Raw genomic sequence first — 18,563 nt, forward strand, 5'->3', positions numbered from 1 at the left:
TTCCGAATGAGCGCCAACGAGCATCCATATACGGTCATGACGGTGTGCACCGGCAACATCTGCCGTTCCCCCATGGCCGAGATAATTCTGAGACGGTTTTTCGAAGACCGCGGACTGGACTCCTCGCAGGTCAGGGTCGAATCCAGCGGAGTCAGCGATGAGGAATACGGCAATCCAATCGACAGGCGCGCGCAGCGTGTGCTGAAGGAACGTGGGTACGGGATTCCTCGCGATCACTTCGCGCACCGCATCACGGGCGAGGAAATAGCCGCATCCGACCTTCTGCTTCCCATGACCGCATCCCATATGAGATCCCTGCTGCGTCTTCTGCCCGCCGAGAAGCGCGCGGAAGTGCATCTGTACCGCAGTTTCGACCCACGGCTTCCAGCACCGGCTAAGGGACACGAAGATGAGATCGATCTGGTCGATCCCTGGTATGGGGGTCCGAGGGAATTCGAAGTCGCCATCGACCAGATCGAAGAGGTCGCGCCATACATCGTCGACTGGGTCGCGCAGAAGGTTCGTTGATTTCCTCACATGGCGATGCTCCGTCCGCATTCGCGCGGTCACGGAAGGATCGAAGGCGGCGCGCATTCGATCGTACGACGGAGCGTAAGCGTGGCCGTACGATCGAATGAATTCCAGATCAGTGCCTGCTTCCCCCGACGACTGCGCCTTCGCTAACGGTGAATCCGACGGAGCTCAGGTCGCTTTCCTTCGATGAGTGGCCAATCAGGGCCTCGAAGTCGCCAGCCTCCACAACGCGGCGCTCATCGGCGTCGACGATGCTGCAGTCTGCAACGGCAAGGGGTATGGATACCTTGCGTTTCTCTCCTGGTGCAAGCGTGACCTTGCGGAACGCCTTCAACTCCTTGTCGGCCCAGCTTGCCGATGTGACGGTGTCCCTGACATAGAGCTGGACCGTTTCGACGCATTCTCGCTCGCCCGCATTTCGCACGTCCACCGAAACGGACAGGGTGTCGCGGCTCGTCACATCCATCAGACGATCCGTACCATGATGGCCATCGCGACCGATCAGGTCGATGCTCGCCTCGCCATATTCGACGTGCGAATACGAGAGTCCCTCGCCAAAGCAGAATGCAGGTTCCTGAGTCAGATCCGCGTATCTCAGGCCGTGCTGACCGCGAACCTGGTTGTAATACGTTGGGAGCTGACCGGCGTGGCGAGCGAATGAGATAGGCAATCTGCCCTGTGGTTCGATCATGCCGAGAAGGAGTTCGGCAATCGCCCTGCCTCCCTGCATGCCCGGATTGCCGGCCCATACGATCGCGGAAGCCTCGTCTGCGCAAGGCGGGAGAATCAGGGGCTTCGATGCCAGAAGGACGACGATCCAAGGCTTGTGACGCCGCTTGCATGAGCTGGCTATGGCTTCAAGCAGCGCGTTCTGCGCTCCGAAGAGTTCCAGGGTCGCCGTCGAGCGCCCTTCGCCCACCAGTTCGATGACGTCGCCGACTACGGCAACGGTCACATCCGACTGCTCGGACGCGTCAACGGCCTGTGCGAGCTGTGCCGCCTCTGGCTTGCAGGGAACCTGGATCGGCGGGCGAGGCTGGCCGTCGGGGAAATGGGTTCCTGCGGGGTCCGGCTCCAGCGTGGCGATGTCCGCTCCCTTGGCCACATGAAGCGCCCAACCTGCCGGAAGAGCCTGTTCCAGGCCGTCCTTGACGGTTATCACACATTCGCGGGGTTCCTCCTTGATCCAGCTGACCTGACCGGAACCTCCTGCCCAATCGCCGAGCTGATTCTTCGGGTCGTCGGCCAAGGGGCCTACCAGGGCGATTGCCTTCTGCTCAGGATGCTGAGGGTAGAGCGGCATTCGATCGGATGTCCGCGCATTCGTCTGTCTGTCCGATGAAAGCTTGTGCCGGCCTGCCAGGTCAGCGTCAAGCAGTGGGAGCGTGCCATCATTGCGCAGCAGCACCAGCGATTCCCTTGCCACTTCCAGATTCAGCCGGGTATGTTCGGCCGTGCCGATGGACTGCCGGATCGATGTGTCGTCGGGCAGTCTTGGGTTCTCGAAGAGCCCAAGCTCGAATTTCAGCCGAAGGACGTTGCGCACCGGACGGTCGAGGTCGCTTTCTGCGATGAGTCCAAGACGCAGCGCTTCGAGCGCGCCTTCGAAGAAATGCGGCGTCGTCATGATCAGGTCGTTTCCAGCGTGGATGGCCGCTGCTGCGGCGTGGCAATAGTCCGGCTGCACATGCTGCTCCCAGATCATGCGTCCGACGTTGTCCCAGTCGGTTATCAGCGTCCCCTTGAATCCCCACTCGTCCCGAAGGACGTCATTCAGCAGCCATCTGTTCACAGTGATGGGAATGCCGTCCGTCGTCTGATATCCCAGCATGAAGGTCCTGCACCCTTCGCGTGCGACGCGCTCGAAGGGCGGGAGGAACCACGAGCGCATCTTTCGATGCGAGACATCCGATTCAGAGGCGTCCCGGCCGCCCTGGGTCTCGGAATATGCTGCAAAGTGCTTGGCGGTGGCAAGGATCGAGGTCGGGTCATTCAGGCCCTTGCCCTGGTATCCCCGTACCATCGCCGATGCAAGCTCTCCTATGAGCATGGGGTCTTCGCCGAAGGTCTCGTCGACGCGTCCCCATCGCAGATCCCTGGCGATGCAGAGCACGGGGGAGAAGGTCCAGTGGATTCCTGTGGAGGACGCCTCTATTGCGGTCGTTCTGGCGACCTGCTCAACCAGCTGAGGATTCCAGGATGCCGCCATGGCGAGCTGCGTCGGAAAGATCGTCGCTCCTGGCCAGAATGAGTACCCATGAATGCAGTCCTCGCCCACGAGCAATGGAATGCGCAGACGTGTCTGCTGCACGAGATTCGAGGCTGCGACCAGATTCTTCGGGGAGGTATGCAGGATGGAACCGATGTGCTTGTCAAGAATGTTGGCTTGCAGCTCGTGCTGTGCATCGAGCTGCATGAGCTGACCGACCTTCTCTTCCGCGCTCATGCGGCCGAGAAGATCATCGATGCGTTCGTCGATGGACAGGGCGCGGTTCCAATACAACGGCGTCGTTGCATTATCCGTATTACTCATGGTGTTTCCTTTGAATTGCAGAGGAGTCCGAACATGCTGCATTGCATAAGCCAGCAGATATGACTATATGATCATATGACCATCGATAGTAACTTACTATAAAGTTAGTAAATATGCAAGTCTCGGATCTCCGTGTCTCGATGAAGAAACGCCATAGAATGCCGGAAAAACAAGGCATCTTGAGATCTCTTATCTCGACGTTTGACAAGTGACTAACTAGTAAGTATGTTAGCAAATGTACGTGAGAACGAAGATGTTTCCATCGCTTGTTAGTCAATGATTCCCACCCAATGATGGGTGAAATCTGACTTCGATGCCATTCGACCACACGACTTATGCAATAGGAGATGGGGAAGGAGAATCATATGCGCTACCGTGCCAAAGCCGCTGATGCGAGTCTGAACGAAGATGCCATGGCATCGCCTGCGGTTGACAGGCCAGGCCTTCGCATGCGGACGACGGGATGGCTCGAAAGGTTCCGTTCGCAATGGCAGCTTCAGATCATGATTCTTCCCGGAATCATTTTCATGATCGTATTCAACTTCATTCCGATCTATGGCCTGATCCTGGCATTCAAGAGCTACACGGTCGTCGATACCATAGGTGGGGCGCCCTGGACCGGATTGGAGAATTTCCGCACCATCCTCCACGACCAGTATTTCTGGGCATCGGTATGGAACACGATGGGAATCAGCGCCATCAAGCTGACGCTGGGATTCTTCCTCCCCATCGTCCTCGCAATCATGATCTATGAGGTGCCTTGGGGGCCCTTCAAGAAGATCGTGCAGACGCTGACCTATCTGCCCCACTTCTTCTCATGGATCATCCTCGGCGGCATGCTGATCAACTGGCTGTCGACGACCGGTCTTCTCAATGAGACGCTGCAATTCTTCAACATCCATGCCTCGGGGAACTATCTGCTCGATGCTGACAAGTACTGGACCATCGCCGCAGGATCAGATGTATGGAAGGAGGCCGGCTGGGGGACCATCCTCTATCTCGCCGTCATGGCGGGCATCGATCCCGAACTCTACGAAGCCGCTGAGATGGATGGGGCCTCGAAGACCCGGAGAATCTGGTACATCACCATTCCCGAGCTGGGCACGATGATCACGCTGAATCTGATCCTTTCCGTCTCGGCGCTGTTCGGCTCCAACCTCGATCAGACGCTGGTGCTGATGAACACGCAGAATCAGCCAAAGTCCGAGGTCATCAATTCCTATGTGTATCGAGTGGGCCTGTCCCAGGGCGATTTCTCATATGCCACTGCGGTAGGGCTCGGCGTCTCGATCATTTCGGTCATTCTGTTGGTAGCCACCAATCTCATCAGTAAGAAACTCAACGACAACCAGTCGGTGCTGTGACGGAGGAATCATGAGCAACGCAGTCAAAGAAAAAATCAATGTCTCGGTTCAGGCCTCGCAGGGGAGCAGGGTTCGGCACACATCGCTGACCTTCAATATCGTCAATACCATCCTTCTGCTGCTGTTCACGCTGGTCGTCGTCATTCCGATCTGGAACATCGTGATCTCGTCGTTCGCATCAACCGATGCGCTGAACGCCGGAGGCTTCATCTTCTGGCCCAGATCGCTGTCTTTGGACAACTACCGTTCCGTCTTCCAGGATTCTGGCATGTGGCATGCCCTGCTTATCTCTGTCCTGAAGACGGCGATAGGCGTCGTGGCGCATACGCTGTTCTGCGCGGTATTCGCCTATCCGCTGAGCAAGCGATACCTTGCTGGCAGAAAGCTCTACTCCGCGATGGGCATCGTCACGATGTTCTTCAGCGGGGGCATGATCCCTACGTATCTGCTGATAAAGTCCCTTGGGCTCCTCGATTCCTTCTGGGTATATGTCATTCCCGCGATGTTCAGCTACTACGACGTGATCATTCTGATGAACTTCTTCCGTCAGGTTCCGGCATCGCTCGAGGAGTCGGCGAAAATCGATGGTGCGAACGAGATGAGGATCTTCTGGAAGATAATCCTTCCCCTTTCCAAGCCGGCAATAGCTACCATCGCATTGTTCCACGGCGTCGCTCAATGGAACGACTTCATGACGACCAAGCTGTATATCAACAATGAGAACCTATATCCCCTGCAGATGAGACTGTACGACATCATCGTGCAATCCCAGGCCTCCTCGGAACTGGGCAATGCCGGGCAGGTGGTCCTTGACACGACGACGCGCGGCGTTCGGCTGGCCACCATCATGATCACCATCGCACCGATTCTGATTCTCTACCCCTTCGTGCAGCGCTACTTCGTAGGAGGCACGATGCTCGGCGCCGTCAAGGGCTGAGACCGTCGGTGCGAATGGGCCCGATGATGCCATGCAGGCCCGTCCCGGTGAGGCACTCGTTCACGGGGCAACCCAGCATTCACGAGGACGCCTGGAATTGCAAGCATCGTCGATTGATATTTGTCGAAGAAGAAAAGAAAGCAAAGGAGCTATTCATATGAGAGCAATGGTTGGACTGAGGAAGGCCGTCGTGGCGTCGCTGTGCGCTGCGATGGCGGTTTCACTGGGAGCCTGTGGTTCGTCCAGTGCAGACAGCGCCGTGAGCAAGCTGCCCGATCCGACGTACAAGGTCTCGGCGGACACTCCCGCCTGGAAGTCGGACAAGAGCAAAGACAACACGCTGACATGGTATGTCAATGCGGATTGGTGGAACAAGTCCTTCGGAAAGGATCTGATCACCGCGCAGATCAGGAAGGACCTGCATCTGAACATCAATTTCGTCACCGGCGACGACACCAAGCTGAACACCTACTTCGCAAGTGGCAAGCTGCCTGACGTCATCACCACCTTCGATTCGACCTCGAAGGTCTCGCAGACCGCGAGCCAGTGGGCATATCCGTTGCAGGAGCTCGCGGACAAGTACGATCCGTATTTCAACAAGGTCGCCAAGAAGGCGATCAAGGAGAAGTTCCCTGACCTGATTCCATTCGGCTTCAATGATTTCTCCGGTGGCAACAGTTCCCTGGAAACCACCGTCCAGGATATGCTCGGCGTCCCGATCACAGGCAAGGGAAATTCCTACTATGATCGAGACCTCGACTCCGACTACATCAAGTGGCTCGATACCTTCCGCAAGGTTCATGCAGATGGCAACATCTCGGACGACAGCTTTGCGGACGATGCCGATACCTTCAAGGAGAAGGTGTCAAGCGGCAAGTATGCGACGATGATGATGGACAACTTCGTGTCGCAGGGCACCCAGCTTCAGACCTTCGCCTCGCAGCATCCCGATGAGCAGTATGTCGCGGTGAATGGCATCATGAGCACCGAAGGCCGCAAGCCGACGCTGAGCCAGTCCGGCCTGAGCGGCTGGTCCATCAGCTACATCACCAAGCAGAGCAAGAACGCTGCGAAGGCCATACAGACATTCGAATATCTGCTGAGCGACTATGGGCAGATGCTGACGAACTTCGGCATCGAAGGCAAGACCTATACCAAGAATGCCGATGGTACGGTCAGCTGGACCGCCGAAGCCGACAAGATACGTCTTAACGATCCTGACAAGTGGCAGACCGACTACCGCATGGGTGAGTTCGTGCTCTTCGGGCATGACCGATACAAGGGCTTGAACAAGGCTTCCTTCGTTGACGCGATCACCCAGATGCAGAAGTGGGGGCAGTCGTATCTCACCCCTGAGTTCCAGATCGAGAACATTCAGCCGGATACCGGCAGCAGCGAGGCAAGGGCGCTTACGGCGATTCAGACGAACTGGTCGACCACGATGGTCAGTCTGATTCGCGCTGACAGCGAGTCCGGCTTCCAGTCGATTCTTGCCAAGTATAAGCAGTTCCAGAAGAGCAACAGCATCGACGCGATCAACAAGATCCGAGACCAGAAGATCAAGGCGAACGTCGAGCGTCTCAAGGATTAAGCCAGTTCCGTTGCAGCCGCATGGCCGAGCTTCGCAGGCATATGCGGCTGTGGCGGATCGAAGCGAGGCGGCATTCAGACTTATGCGCTAGCTTGATGGCAGAGTCGTTAGGGGCGAAAGGTCCTTCGGCGCAGGTCTCTGTCGTGACATTGGGAAAGGGTGGGATAGACATGGCATTCACCATCATGCAGAGCACTGACGCCCATCACCTGTGGCAGCCGGTGGAGGAGGACCCAGTCTCGTCCGATGTCACACTTGCCATCGACCACGGTGAGCGCCATCAGTCAATCGACGGCTTCGGCGCCTCATTCACCGATTCATCGGCCTATCTGATGAGCCGGCTTCCTGAGGAGCAGCGGGAGCAGGCGATGCGACGCCTGTTCTCGCCGAAGGATGGCATAGGACTGTCCATGCTTCGCAACCCCATGGGTGCATGTGACTATTCTCGGGAGTTCTATACCTACGACGACATGCCTCAGGGAAGGACGGATGTCAGCCTGCGGCATTTCAGCATAGCTCATGACGAAGAGGCCGTGATTCCCCTCACCGCCCTTGCGATGCGGCTGAATCCTGAATTGAAGCTGATGGCATCGCCGTGGAGCGCCCCGGCATGGATGAAGAGTTCGCGGCGCTTGGCGACGGGACGTCTGTTGCCCAGATTCTATGAAAGCTATGCGCAGTATTTCGTCAGATTCATCGAGGCGTACCGGGGGAATGGGATTCCTGTGTTCGCAGTCACGCCCCAGAACGAACCTCTTTTCGAACCCAGACATTATCCAAGCATGCGTTTTTCGGCACGAAGCGAGGCGCGTTTCGTGCAACGCCATCTGCGGCCAGCCTTTGACGATGCCGGGCTGCGAACGCGCATACTTGGATACGACCACAATTGGGATAGACCATCATACCCCTTGCGATTGCTGAAGAAGGCCGATGAGGCCTTCGACGGCATAGCCTGGCATTGGTATGGTGGAGAGCCTCAGTCCCAGACGGTCCTTGCCAAGCGATACCCAGACAAGGCGGTGTATTTCACGGAAGGGTCCGGCGGCTCGTGGATACCGGAATTCCATCCGGCATTCAGCAATCTGATGCGCCGGGGGATAGAGATACTCAAGAACGATTCACGATGCTTCATCCTATGGAACATTGCGCTTGACGAGCATAACGGGCCCGTCGTTCCCGGATTCGGGGAAAGCACCTGCCGAGGCCTGCTGCGAATCGGCGATGGGACTTCGCGTGTGGAATACACGCTCGACTATTACGGCCTTGCGCATTTCAGTGCGTTCATACGACCTGGCGCCATACGAATAGGTGGCAAGACGGATGTTCCGCTATGTCAGCTTGTCTGCGAGAACCCAGATGGTTCGACGGTCGTCGTCATGTTCAACGATTCCGCCACTCCCCATCATGTGTCGATCGTCGACGAGGACCGTCATGGCACGGTATCGTGTCCGGCGCATTCAGCGGTTACAGTTGTCCTGAACAAGTGAATCGGAGGGTCATGCATAACCTGTTTTCCATAGATGGCAAGATGTATCAGGCTCTCAACACAGCCTGGCAGCTGATTGAGCTGAATCTGATATTCATGCTTGCATCCCTGCCGCTGGTAAGCGTCGGGGCAAGTCTGAGCGCCATGTATGCCGTCGCCTTCCAAATCAGGGCCGAAGGATCGGTTCCGGTATGGTCGCGATTCTGGAAGGCATGGAAGGCGAACGCCAAGCAGGCAAGCGTGCTGTGGGCCCTGCAGATTGCGCTCGCAGTCCTTATGGTGCTTGGATATTGGGCCATATCCTCGATGTCGCACGGAGCCACGATAGTCCTGATGCTTGCGTGTGTGCTGATAGCGCTTGTCATTCTGGCAAGCTGCTACTGGTATCCGCTCTCTTCGCGATATTCGCTGATCATCTCACAGATAGTGACCTATTCCTTCATATACGGCATCCGTCATGTGTGGCAGTCCGCAGCGATGGTCATCATAGCCATCGTCATCCTGGGCTATGTTCCCATCTTCCAATTGCGGCTGCTGTTCATATGGGCGTTCTTCGGCTTCAGCCTCACCGCCTATCTGCATACGTGGCTTCTTCAGCTCGTGTTCGATAGGTATGACGAGCACTGAGACCGGTGAAAGCGCGCTCTGAGATGCCTGTCGAAGCCTGGGTTGGCGATGGAGATGACGGCGCAGACGCCAGCCACACTAGAATTGGTGCTCAACCATACTCGTTGCTGAGATATGAAGGTAGATGATCATGACGGACGATTCGACTCACGTGCAGGGCACTCCTGCCGAACATCAAAAGCACCGGCCAGAAACCCTTGCGAAGAGGCAGGAGATACTCAGGGCTGCATCCGAGGTCTTTGGCATGAAGGGATCTTCGAAGGGGACACTCGAAGAGATCGCCCACAAGGTTGGCATGACACGCGCCGGAATACTGCATCACTTCGGATCGAAGCGCGGACTGCTGCTTGCGGTGCTGCAATTCCGAGACACAAGCGCGGTTGCCGACCTCGAATCCCACCACATGCCGGGGGGTGGGGGCCTGTTCAGGCATCTTATCGACACCGTCCGGCGAAACGAGCAGAGACCCGGCATCGTATATACCTTCGTCACCCTGTCCGCGGAGTCGATAACCGAAGACAACCCAGGGCATGACTATTTTCTTCAGCGATACACCAACCTGCGAAACGAGATCACCGAGGCGCTGATCTCGATGGCCAGGGAACGCAGAACCACAATTGACATGAACAAGGCGATCATGGCAAGCTCTGCCATTCTTGCGGTCATGGATGGCTTGCAGCTGCAATGGCTTGTCGATGGTCAGAAGCTCGACCTGTCCGCATCGACCGAATACGCCATCGACACGATAGTCGCGTCCGTAATTCCCGACGCAGCCGAGTCTGCCTGAATCGGGTGTCGTCGCAGCGCTTCGCAACAGGCCCTGTCCGCGGCCATTCATTGGTGGCAGTCGAGTCCGCGCGAAAGCCTGCAGTCACCAGGATTGCTGAGCCGACTCGGACTCCTTCGATGACTGCCGCGAACCGCGGCGCTTCGAGGGAGCATCGCAATAGTCTGGATGAGCCTCAGCCCACTGTGTAAACCGGGCATTGAGCGTCATGTTGGACTTTCCCAGACGGTATATGCGTCTTACCCCCGCGAGGAGGAATGCGAGAGCGCATGCCAGCGTTGCTGCGATGATGGCGATTCTTATCACAGGAGAGTTGGGTGAGAAGCTTGCAACGCCGAGTGAGATGGTGCCGATGAACGCATAGATGGCAAGCCTGGATGCCTTGGCGAGCGCTACCGTGTTGCTGTTCATGACTGTGATGAGATTGATCGTCGACTCGATCTCCGAGACGCTCAGCTGCTGTGCGAGACCGGTGTTCTCATCCGTGATTCTCTGCTGCCCTGGCTCCCGTCTCAATGCGAGTTCTCGCTTCAGGTTCTTCAGTGCATGCGAAGTTGAAAAACGCATGCGATGCCTCAGCACAAGTCTGATGATAACGGCTATCGCGATAACCGTGAACACGAAGATGAACGCAAGATACGTGTAGACCAATTCCATGCGGACAAGTGTCTCAGATAATGCCGACCGATACCATGAACCGCAAAGGCCTCGTTCTGTCGGCATTGCATGCCGACATTGCATACCTCCATTGCACGACTCCATTGCATGCCTGGACCGAAATTGTGCTTACAGTGATTATCGAAGGTTATATTTTTTCTATACCTACTATGATTTATTGAGTAACTCAATTGGAGTGTGGGTTTTCAGGAGGAATCATGGTGCATGGAGAGTCTTCAGTCACCTATGTCAGGTCTACGGCGATTGCATGCGATGGCTTTCTCGCGGCGGTAGACATCATCGACCGCAGGTGGAGCAGCCTGGTGATTCAGGCGATAGCCAAGGGATGCCGCACCTTCTCCCAGATATCCTGCTATTCCAACAAGCTCAATGATTCCTCGCTGTCCAAGCGACTCAAGGAACTTGAGGAACAGGGAATCGTGAGGCGCACGATCGTCGATGCCAGACCTCCGAGAGCCATGTATCGCCTTACTCAATCAGGCTTGGAACTGGTTCCCATACTTGATGCCCTCGAAGAATGGGGCAATCGTAATCTGCTTGCCGGGACCGGGCCTGGCGGCAAGACGGGCGAGTGACCTTTCCGGTCCTCTTGTGCCAGAAAATTATGTTTTGCCGTGCATCGCTGTCGCAGGTGTCATGGCTTGCTGGAATCGCGACATGTTCAACGGCCGTCTCATGCCGGTCGGGAAGGAGAAAACACAATGGCAACAATCACCGCGGGGCAGGCCCTCGCCAAGGTGCTCGAACGTTGGGGAGTCGACCATGTCTATGGAATTCCTGCGGATTCGATCAACAATGTGGTGGAAGGTCTGTGGAAGGAGCGTGATGGCATACGCTACATCCAGGTTCGTCATGAGGAGGCCGGCGCCCTTGCAGCCGCAGCCGATGCGAAGCTTGACGGCAAGATCGGCGTGGCCTTCGCCTCGGCAGGTCCTGGGTCGGTTCATATGCTCAATGGTCTCTACGATGCCAAGATGGACAACGTCCCAGTGCTTGCCTTGGTCGGGCAGGTGACCACCCAGTTCCAGAACACGCATTTCTTCCAGGAACTCAGTGAAGTGCCTATTTTCTCCGACGTCGCCGTCTATAACAGGCAGGTCGCCACCGCCGAGCAGATTCCGTCGGTCATAGAGGATGCGATCAAGGCGGCATATACCAAGCGTGGTGTGGCAGTGGTGATACTTCCCGAGGACCTTACCGGCACCCAGATTGAATATACGGAATCCAAGACCCCGTTGATGTCGAATGCACGCGTGAGCTATTCCTTGGATCAGCATGAGATTGACATGGCTGCGGATGCGCTAGCCAAGGCCAAAAGGCCTGTGCTCTGGATAGGCCAGGGCATGCACGGCAAGGCTGATTCGGTGATGCGGTTTGCCGAGCATTTCCACATGCCTGTGCTCTCCACTGCACCCGCGACCGGAATAGTTCCCCAGGATTGGCCGAATTACATGGGAACGCGAGGACGACTTGGGGACAAGCCCGCATTCGAGGCCTCGCAGCTTGCAGACCTGATATTGTTCGCAGGTACCAATTATCCCTTCGGAAGATTCATGCCTCACGACAAGACCATCATCCAGGTCAATACCAATCCTTCGGATATCGGCAACCAGCTTGAAGCCAGCATTGCCTTCGTGGCCGACGGTGCACAGGTGCTCGATGAATTGGCGAAGCATCCCGCAAACGAGCAGGCGCAGCAGTTCGAGAAGGCGGCTCGGCTGAATCGCGAAAACTGGCTTGCATGGCTCGACAAGCTCGCAGACGATGATTCGAACGGGCTGGCAGCGGAGTCCGTCATACGAGAAGTCGCCCGCAACGCCTCTGACAGGGCGATCTTCGGTCTTGACGTCGGCAATAACACGGCATGGTCGTTGCGCCAGCTGCCAGTCGGATCCGATCAGCGCTTCACGATGTCTCCTTGGTACGGAACCATGGGCTATGCCGTTCCGGCCGGTCTGTCCGCCGCGCTTTCCCATCCCGACCGAGACGTGTGGACCATTTCCGGTGACGGAGGCTTTGCCATGGTCAACCAGGAGATTCTCACCGAGGTGAGATACAAGCTTCCTGTCGTCAATGTCGTGCTTGAGAACAAGGCGTTCGGCTTCATTCGTCATGAGCAGATCAAGGGAAAGCTGGGTCTGTATGGGACCGATCTCGATGGAGCCGACTGGGCAGGAATGGCCCGCAGCTTCGGGGCGATAGGACTGACTGCAACGGACAACGCCTCGCTCAAGGCTGCATTCGAGCAGATCCATGAGTTCCGGGCTGCCGGTGACACCAGGCCCATCGTGCTCGATGCGAAGCTTCCCTACATCGACCCGATTGATACGTCGTTCATCCCTCTCGATGAGCAGAAGTTCGGTGCGGCCGCCTCCAGTGGCTTCCGCAAGCTCTATAACCTTGACGATGAGCCGACGCTTGCACAGCTCTTGGAAAGCCAGCGCTGAACGCTCACCCTCATGGTGCCCTGCTGCTCGCAATCTGGATAGTCCGCCACTGCAAGGTCACGCGCAGGCGATGCATCCAGTTCCTTCACTGCTGGGGAACCGGGGAATCCGTGCAACGGATGTGTCGGACGACCGATCGCTTCGAGCCTGATGAAAGGTATGGCTGCATTCCTGATGGGATGCAGCCATACCTTTCTCTGATATAGGGCAGGGAGAGGTAACAGAATCTAATGCGAGTGCCGCTCGTGTTTGGAGAAGGGGCGTCCCTTGACTATATCCTGGGATCGAATCGATCAATCAAGGGTTACACATGACCCTGTTCTCATATTTAGCCTGGTTAATGCCCTATGCCTCTCTGTGCTGCATGCATCTGACATGTTAGGCAGTTCACATCCCCGAGATTGAGTAGTGCACCAAAAGCAAGTAGTCTTAGATTTATCGTACACTGAGTCCGATATGCGTTGATGACCATGCCTGCGATTCGAGGGGTCGTGGGGCAGACGCGGACAATGCAGGCCAGAAGTGGGGGAGCCTCTTCGGATGCAGGTCATCCAGACAGCTTGCAGGCATGAGCATGTTTCCACCTCTGGGAATATGCCGATATTAGGGGGAATTAAGTGTCGTTTATCGCTAAGATGCAAGGTGCTGGCAAGAGAGCCCTCATGGGCATTCTCGGCATTGGGGTTTTTCTGGGGACGACCGGTCTTGCCGTGAATCAGACCGTTCAGACCGCTCAGGCCGATGCTCAGGCTGATGCCCAGGCCAAGGCGTCGAATGGATGTTCATATGGAACCGGCGGCCCCAAGGCGGATGCCTTGTGCTGGATCGATATGAGCGGTTTCGGCACTGTGACCGCAGACGACCTGAGTAAAGGTCCAGTCCAAAGAGACATGTCAATCAGTCTTGGCAACTACACCGTGACGATGAAGGTAAAGGTATCCGAGGGCACCAATGGAGCCAACGGCGTCGATTCGACGAGCCTTCCCACGTGGGGCAATGGCGGGTCTGCCACGGATCAGGGCTCTCTGCTTGGAGCGACATGGAATGGTCAGGACTACTATGTGGGCACTTCCGGCGAGCCAGCCTTCTATCAGCTCAACAACGGTGGGAACGGCACCAATCTTGCAAGGGACACCGTTTCTCTCAGTGACATCACGGTCACCAAGAACGGCGTGGCGGTCACTTCAGGCTATGGCATCGTCGTAGCCGATGCGGAATCCACGGGTAGTGGCGAGGGCTTTATGTGGACGTCCGACAAGCCTCTCAGCGAGTACGAGAGCATCGTGCCTGATGGTTGGTCAGAGCCGTGCGCCGGTGGTCTGACCGGTTCGGACACGACCAGTTTGGATTGCACTGGAGGCGCTGGCACTGCGGGTCGTCGAGGAATCATCATGGCAAGCGCGGATGCACCGACGGAGATAGCATCGACCTTCCGCAACAACGGAGGATCCTCCCGTCAGGGAATTGCATTCGCCATGGTGTTCAGCACGGCGAAGCCTGGCATCGATGTGACCCAGGATGGCAATTCCAATGCGACTTTCACGACGACGGCCTCCACTTCCGGGGGGAAGCTTGTGGACGTGTCATCGGATGGCAGCACTTCTGGTGCGCAATATATCAATGAGCCGTTCCTAGGCGGAACCGAAAGCACCCCTACGACGTACACGGTTGCCAAAACCGACGGCACGAGCGACATCAAGGCGTATGACATAACGTGGTCGTGCACGCAGAACGGAGAGACGGTCGATCCGTCCGTGTCCTCCGACGGCTTGACCGCGACTGTCAGCACACCGGCAAACGGGGCATCGTCCTGCGTTGCAAACGTCGTGGCCAAGGGGCCGAAGACCACTCCAGGAACAGCCACCAGCAATCCAACGACCGATCCGATTCCTCTGAACGGCGTGGTGAGCACGCCTGGCAATGGGAAGATCACCAAGGCGACCTTCGACAATGGCAGCGATACCAAGGTCACGGATCAGGGGACATGGAAGCTGTCAGTCGATGCGAACGGCAAGGTGACTTCAACCTTCACGCCAAAGGATACGACGGTCACCGGCACCATTGCCCAGGAAAGGTACACGGTCACCGATGAATATGGGCTGACCGCATCATCGACCCTTGATGTGACCATCAACGAGCCTCCGACGGCCGGACCTGCGCAGGTGACGGTCGATCAGGGTGCGACGGCGACTTTGAATCCTGCGACAAAGACAGGAACGGGCACCATCGAATCCGTCGCCTTCGACAATGGTTCGTCCACGAAGACCGTTGATGGTCAAGGCACATGGACCATCTCCCTTGATGACGATGGCCAGTCTGTCGCGACCTTCAAGCCGGTCGATGGGTTCACGGGTCCTGTCACCCAGCAGCAGTACACGGTTACTGATGCTAATGGCCTGACCGCGACCAGCACGCTCGACGTCATCATCAAGCCCATCACTGGCGATGCCGAGAAGACGATCAATCCCAATCAGACTGCCACGCTCACTCCAAAGACCATTCCTGGAAGTGGAAAGGTCATCAAGGTCACCTTTGATAACGGTGAGACAAGCAAGACCGTTCCTGGAGAGGGCACCTGGACGATTTCCCTGGTGCATGGCCAGCCTGTAGCCACCTTCACTCCCTTCAAGGATTACAAGGGCGAGGTGACTGCTCAGCCTTACACGGTAAGCGATGAGAACGGTTTGAGTGCAAGTGGTGAGTTGAAAGTGAACATAGTGGCGTCAGCGGTCCCGACTCCGTCAACGCCCACGACGCCTGCCACCCCCACGACGCCTGCCACGCCATCGGCCAAGCCGACCAACTCGGAGACTCGGCAGAGCACGGGTTCAAGCCTTCCTCATACAGGTGCGGCAGTCATATCCATCGTTGCCGCTGTCGTGGTGCTTGGTGGACTTGGATTGGCTTTCATCGGCTTCAGGAAGCGCTCACAGGACTGACGGGGTTTTGATGGGAATCGGATGATTAGCCGGCTGCGAACGCCGAGATGGGCCCATGTACGGGAAATCGTACATGGGCCTTTTCATGCGACGGCGGAGCTTATGTTGAAACGTCCTTCATCGCTCATGCCGCCGCATGAGCATGCACCCTTCCGCCAGCCCATGCGATGAAATCGGCAGCGAACATAGCGTCACAGCCCAATTCACAGCCTCCATCCCTCTGTTTTGCCCGAGCATTCAAGTTTTTGGCACTTGCTGAAGTACAATTCCTGTTTTTTGGCTTAGCGACGTCTCAATATCGCCGATTCTGGAGCGTCATACAGTGGGAAGTGCCAAAAACTTGAACCCAGGCCGTGAAGAAGGAAAGCGAAAGGCTGAAAACGGAGAGAAAGTGGGATTCGACATTCCATGGTTCGCCGTCCTCGTGCGTGACTGAGTCTTCAGCGGGCATGACAAGAGCATTGTTCGCAAGCGGCACGCACAAGTCTCCAGAGAGCCGGCATCGAGTGATCAAGCGGACGGACGTCGGCAGCGTCGGGCTTAGAGCCCCACTGCTCGTGCTGCACTGGTTGGATAGGAAGGGGCGGTAGTCTTGTTAGAACTGTCTGAGGGGGAGGCAATATGTTTGCTCAATGGGGTTGTGCAGTGATGATACTGGTCGGCTGTCTGTGTGGCTATATTTTCGTGCTTGAGTCGTTTCTCTGGATGAGGGAATCGACGATGAGGGTTTTCTCGGTCAGCGGCACCGACGAGGCTGAGAGTACGCGAGAGATGGCATTCAACCAGGGTTTCTACAATCTTTTCATCGGTCTGATGGCTCTTGGTGGTTCGATCGCCTATCTATCCGGTCGTTTCACCGTGGGCATGACGCTGATGCTGGCGGCGGCGGCTTCCATGTCGGCGGCGGCCATCGTGCTCTTCGTATCGAGTCCGGACAAGCGTGGGGCTGCGGTCAAGCAGCTCGTCCTTCCTCTTGTCGGTGGAGTCCTGCTACTGCTGTCGATACTCTGACGGCACCCCTGTCCCGTCTACCTCATGGATTTCGCTGTGTCACACTGTTGGTGGAAGAAGGGTACATGAACTGTGCGAGCTGAGAGATTATCGCGCACGATGCGGCCGGAAGCTGATGTGGCCGTAGCCAAGCGGCGCTCGCATGCGCGCACTCTCTGATTCTTGGCATTCACTGTCTTGCGCGTACGCGTGCAGTTCTCGTTCTCATCCATGCAGATTCGGGCTTCGTGCCTCGTGTAGGTGCATGTCTTGCCATTGTTGAAAGTCATCAGGCTGTGTTCTTGGACGTTCTTGTTACGCCGCTGCTGTCGTTTCTCGCCATGATTATGCTTGGATGGAAATAAGCGGACATTAGCGGACATTCATACGGAAACCATACGGCATCCGAGTGGATGTCGTATGGTGTTTATCATTGATATTCCGCCATTTTAGTGGTGGCTCCGAGCGGCATCGATCCGCTGACCTAGCGATTTTCAGTCGCTCGCTCTACCAACTGAGCTACAGAGCCAGAGAACAGTTGAAAAAACCCGGATTAACCGGGCTTTCACCATTCTTGCGACCCCGGCCGGACTTGAACCGGTGACCTCCGCCGTGACAGGGCGGCGCTCTAACCAACTGAGCTACGGGGCCATAACTACAAAAAGCAGCCAAGTGGATATCTTACAAGAAACCCGCCGAGATGACAAACCACGACGGGTTTTTGTGCCTTGCGGCGTGTCGCAAAAGCGTCGAAAATCAGTCCTTGGTGACGTGTCCGCCGAATTGCGCGCGCAACGCCGAAACCACCTTCAGCGCATCGTCGCTGCCACCCCTCGAGCTTTGGCGTGCAAAGAGCGCCGCAGCCGTGGCAGGGACGGGAACGCCCAGTTCCAAGGCAACCTGAGCCATCCAGCGAGCTTCACCGGACTCATCGGCAACGGGAGGCATCGATTCCAGACCTGGATCCTTCTCCAACGCGCGGGCAAGCAGATCGAGCAGCCAGGATTCGATGACGGTCCCATGCCTCCAAGAGGCCACGACTTCACCGGGGTTCTCGATGAGTCCACTGTGCTTCATGGTCGCATATCCCTCGCCGAGACCCTGCATCATGGCGTATTCGATGCCATTGTGAACCATCTTGGCGAAGTGTCCGGCGCCGACCCCTCCTGCGAGAACGAGCCCATCCTCGCCCGATGGCTTGAGACTCTCATAGATTGGCAGGCAATGCCGATAGTCTTCCTTGGATCCTCCGACCATGAGCGCGTAGCCACGTTCCTTGCCCCAGACCCCACCGGAGACTCCGACATCCATGAAATGGATGTCGAATGGTTCAAGCTCCTTCGCATGGCGAATGTCGTCACTGTAATGTGTGTTGCCGCCATCGATGATCACATCGCCGTTGTCGAGCAACGATGAGAGAGCCTTGATCGTCAAATCCGTAGGTGCGCCAGCGGGCAGCATCACCCAGATCGTGCGAGGAGCGCTCAACGCGCCAACGAGCGCCTCCAGAGAATCAACGTCACGCCCTGACTGCGCAGCTCTGTCGAAGCCGACGATGGAATGTCCATCTTCCTTGAGTCGAGAAGCCATATTGCCGCCCATGCGGCCGAGACCGATCATGCCGATTTGCATGATTTCACCTTTCATTTG

At 56.7% G+C, this 18,563-nt stretch carries 14 protein-coding genes and 2 tRNA genes; 11 read left to right on the forward strand and 5 right to left on the reverse strand.

What is annotated here, in order from left to right:
• The first annotated feature begins 6 nt into the window (after nucleotides 1-6).
• Nucleotides 7-528, forward strand: a complete 522-nt coding sequence (locus QN062_RS08565; RefSeq protein ID WP_369341385.1) for a low molecular weight protein-tyrosine-phosphatase — start codon at nucleotides 7-9, stop codon at nucleotides 526-528.
• A 118-nt stretch (nucleotides 529-646) separates the two neighbouring features.
• On the opposite strand, the gene QN062_RS08570 is transcribed toward QN062_RS08565, so the two are convergent.
• Complete coding sequence (locus QN062_RS08570) at nucleotides 647-3,067, reverse strand: glycoside hydrolase family 3 N-terminal domain-containing protein (protein WP_369341386.1); 2,421 nt, start codon at nucleotides 3,065-3,067, stop codon at nucleotides 647-649.
• Nucleotides 3,068-3,414: 347 nt separating this feature from the next.
• On the opposite strand from QN062_RS08570, the gene QN062_RS08575 reads away from it, so the two are divergent.
• From QN062_RS08575 to QN062_RS08600, 6 genes are all read left to right on the forward strand, one after another.
• Nucleotides 3,415-4,431, forward strand: a complete 1,017-nt coding sequence (locus tag QN062_RS08575; RefSeq protein WP_369341387.1) for an ABC transporter permease — start codon at nucleotides 3,415-3,417, stop codon at nucleotides 4,429-4,431.
• A 10-nt stretch (nucleotides 4,432-4,441) separates the two neighbouring features.
• The gene (locus tag QN062_RS08580) at nucleotides 4,442-5,368 is read left to right on the forward strand and encodes a carbohydrate ABC transporter permease (protein ID WP_369341388.1); all 927 of its coding nucleotides are present in this window, start codon (nucleotides 4,442-4,444) and stop codon (nucleotides 5,366-5,368) included.
• 157 nt (nucleotides 5,369-5,525) lie between these two features.
• A complete protein-coding gene (locus tag QN062_RS08585; RefSeq protein ID WP_369341389.1) occupies nucleotides 5,526-6,959 on the forward strand; it encodes a sugar ABC transporter substrate-binding protein in 1,434 nt (477 codons plus the stop codon).
• A 95-nt stretch (nucleotides 6,960-7,054) separates the two neighbouring features.
• Nucleotides 7,055-8,446 (forward strand): glycoside hydrolase family 30 beta sandwich domain-containing protein, encoded by a 1,392-nt coding sequence (locus QN062_RS08590; protein WP_369341390.1) that lies wholly within the window; start codon nucleotides 7,055-7,057, stop codon nucleotides 8,444-8,446.
• An 11-nt stretch (nucleotides 8,447-8,457) separates the two neighbouring features.
• Nucleotides 8,458-9,072, forward strand: coding sequence for a YesL family protein (locus QN062_RS08595; protein WP_369341391.1), 615 nt, complete (start codon nucleotides 8,458-8,460; stop codon nucleotides 9,070-9,072).
• Nucleotides 9,073-9,202: 130 nt separating this feature from the next.
• Nucleotides 9,203-9,859 (forward strand): TetR/AcrR family transcriptional regulator, encoded by a 657-nt coding sequence (locus QN062_RS08600; protein WP_369341392.1) that lies wholly within the window; start codon nucleotides 9,203-9,205, stop codon nucleotides 9,857-9,859.
• Between the two features lie 84 nt (nucleotides 9,860-9,943).
• Here the strand turns inward: QN062_RS08600 and QN062_RS08605 are convergent, their stop codons facing one another.
• Nucleotides 9,944-10,516 carry a hypothetical protein gene (locus tag QN062_RS08605; RefSeq protein ID WP_369341393.1) on the reverse strand — a complete coding sequence of 191 codons (573 nt, stop codon included), beginning with the start codon at nucleotides 10,514-10,516 and terminating at the stop codon, nucleotides 9,944-9,946.
• Nucleotides 10,517-10,734: 218 nt separating this feature from the next.
• Between QN062_RS08605 and QN062_RS08610 the strand changes: the two genes are divergently transcribed.
• The 4 genes from QN062_RS08610 (at nucleotide 10,735) to QN062_RS08625 (ending at nucleotide 16,934) form a co-directional block, all read left to right on the forward strand.
• Nucleotides 10,735-11,112 (forward strand): winged helix-turn-helix transcriptional regulator, encoded by a 378-nt coding sequence (locus tag QN062_RS08610; protein ID WP_369341394.1) that lies wholly within the window; start codon nucleotides 10,735-10,737, stop codon nucleotides 11,110-11,112.
• 126 nt (nucleotides 11,113-11,238) lie between these two features.
• Nucleotides 11,239-12,984, forward strand: coding sequence for a thiamine pyrophosphate-dependent enzyme (locus QN062_RS08615; RefSeq protein ID WP_369341395.1), 1,746 nt, complete (start codon nucleotides 11,239-11,241; stop codon nucleotides 12,982-12,984).
• 617 nt (nucleotides 12,985-13,601) lie between these two features.
• A complete protein-coding gene (locus QN062_RS08620; RefSeq protein WP_369341396.1) occupies nucleotides 13,602-15,923 on the forward strand; it encodes an Ig-like domain-containing protein in 2,322 nt (773 codons plus the stop codon).
• A 648-nt stretch (nucleotides 15,924-16,571) separates the two neighbouring features.
• Nucleotides 16,572-16,934, forward strand: coding sequence for a DUF1304 domain-containing protein (locus QN062_RS08625; protein ID WP_369342589.1), 363 nt, complete (start codon nucleotides 16,572-16,574; stop codon nucleotides 16,932-16,934).
• Between the two features lie 432 nt (nucleotides 16,935-17,366).
• Here QN062_RS08625 and QN062_RS08630 read toward each other — a convergent pair.
• The 3 genes from QN062_RS08630 to gnd all read right to left on the reverse strand — a co-directional run bounded on the left by QN062_RS08630 (nucleotide 17,367) and on the right by gnd (nucleotide 18,545).
• Nucleotides 17,367-17,442: transfer RNA gene (locus QN062_RS08630), tRNA-Phe, on the reverse strand.
• 48 nt (nucleotides 17,443-17,490) lie between these two features.
• Nucleotides 17,491-17,564, reverse strand: a tRNA-Asp gene (locus tag QN062_RS08635).
• Between the two features lie 105 nt (nucleotides 17,565-17,669).
• On the reverse strand, nucleotides 17,670-18,545 hold the full coding sequence (gene gnd / locus QN062_RS08640) for a phosphogluconate dehydrogenase (NAD(+)-dependent, decarboxylating) (protein WP_369341397.1): 876 nt from the start codon (nucleotides 18,543-18,545) through the stop codon (nucleotides 17,670-17,672).
• Nucleotides 18,546-18,563: the final 18 nt, after the last annotated feature.

Origin of the sequence: Bifidobacterium sp. WK012_4_13 (genome assembly GCF_041080835.1) — a bacterium.
In the GTDB taxonomy this organism is placed as follows: Bacteria; Actinomycetota; Actinomycetes; order Actinomycetales; family Bifidobacteriaceae; genus Bombiscardovia; species Bombiscardovia fermentum.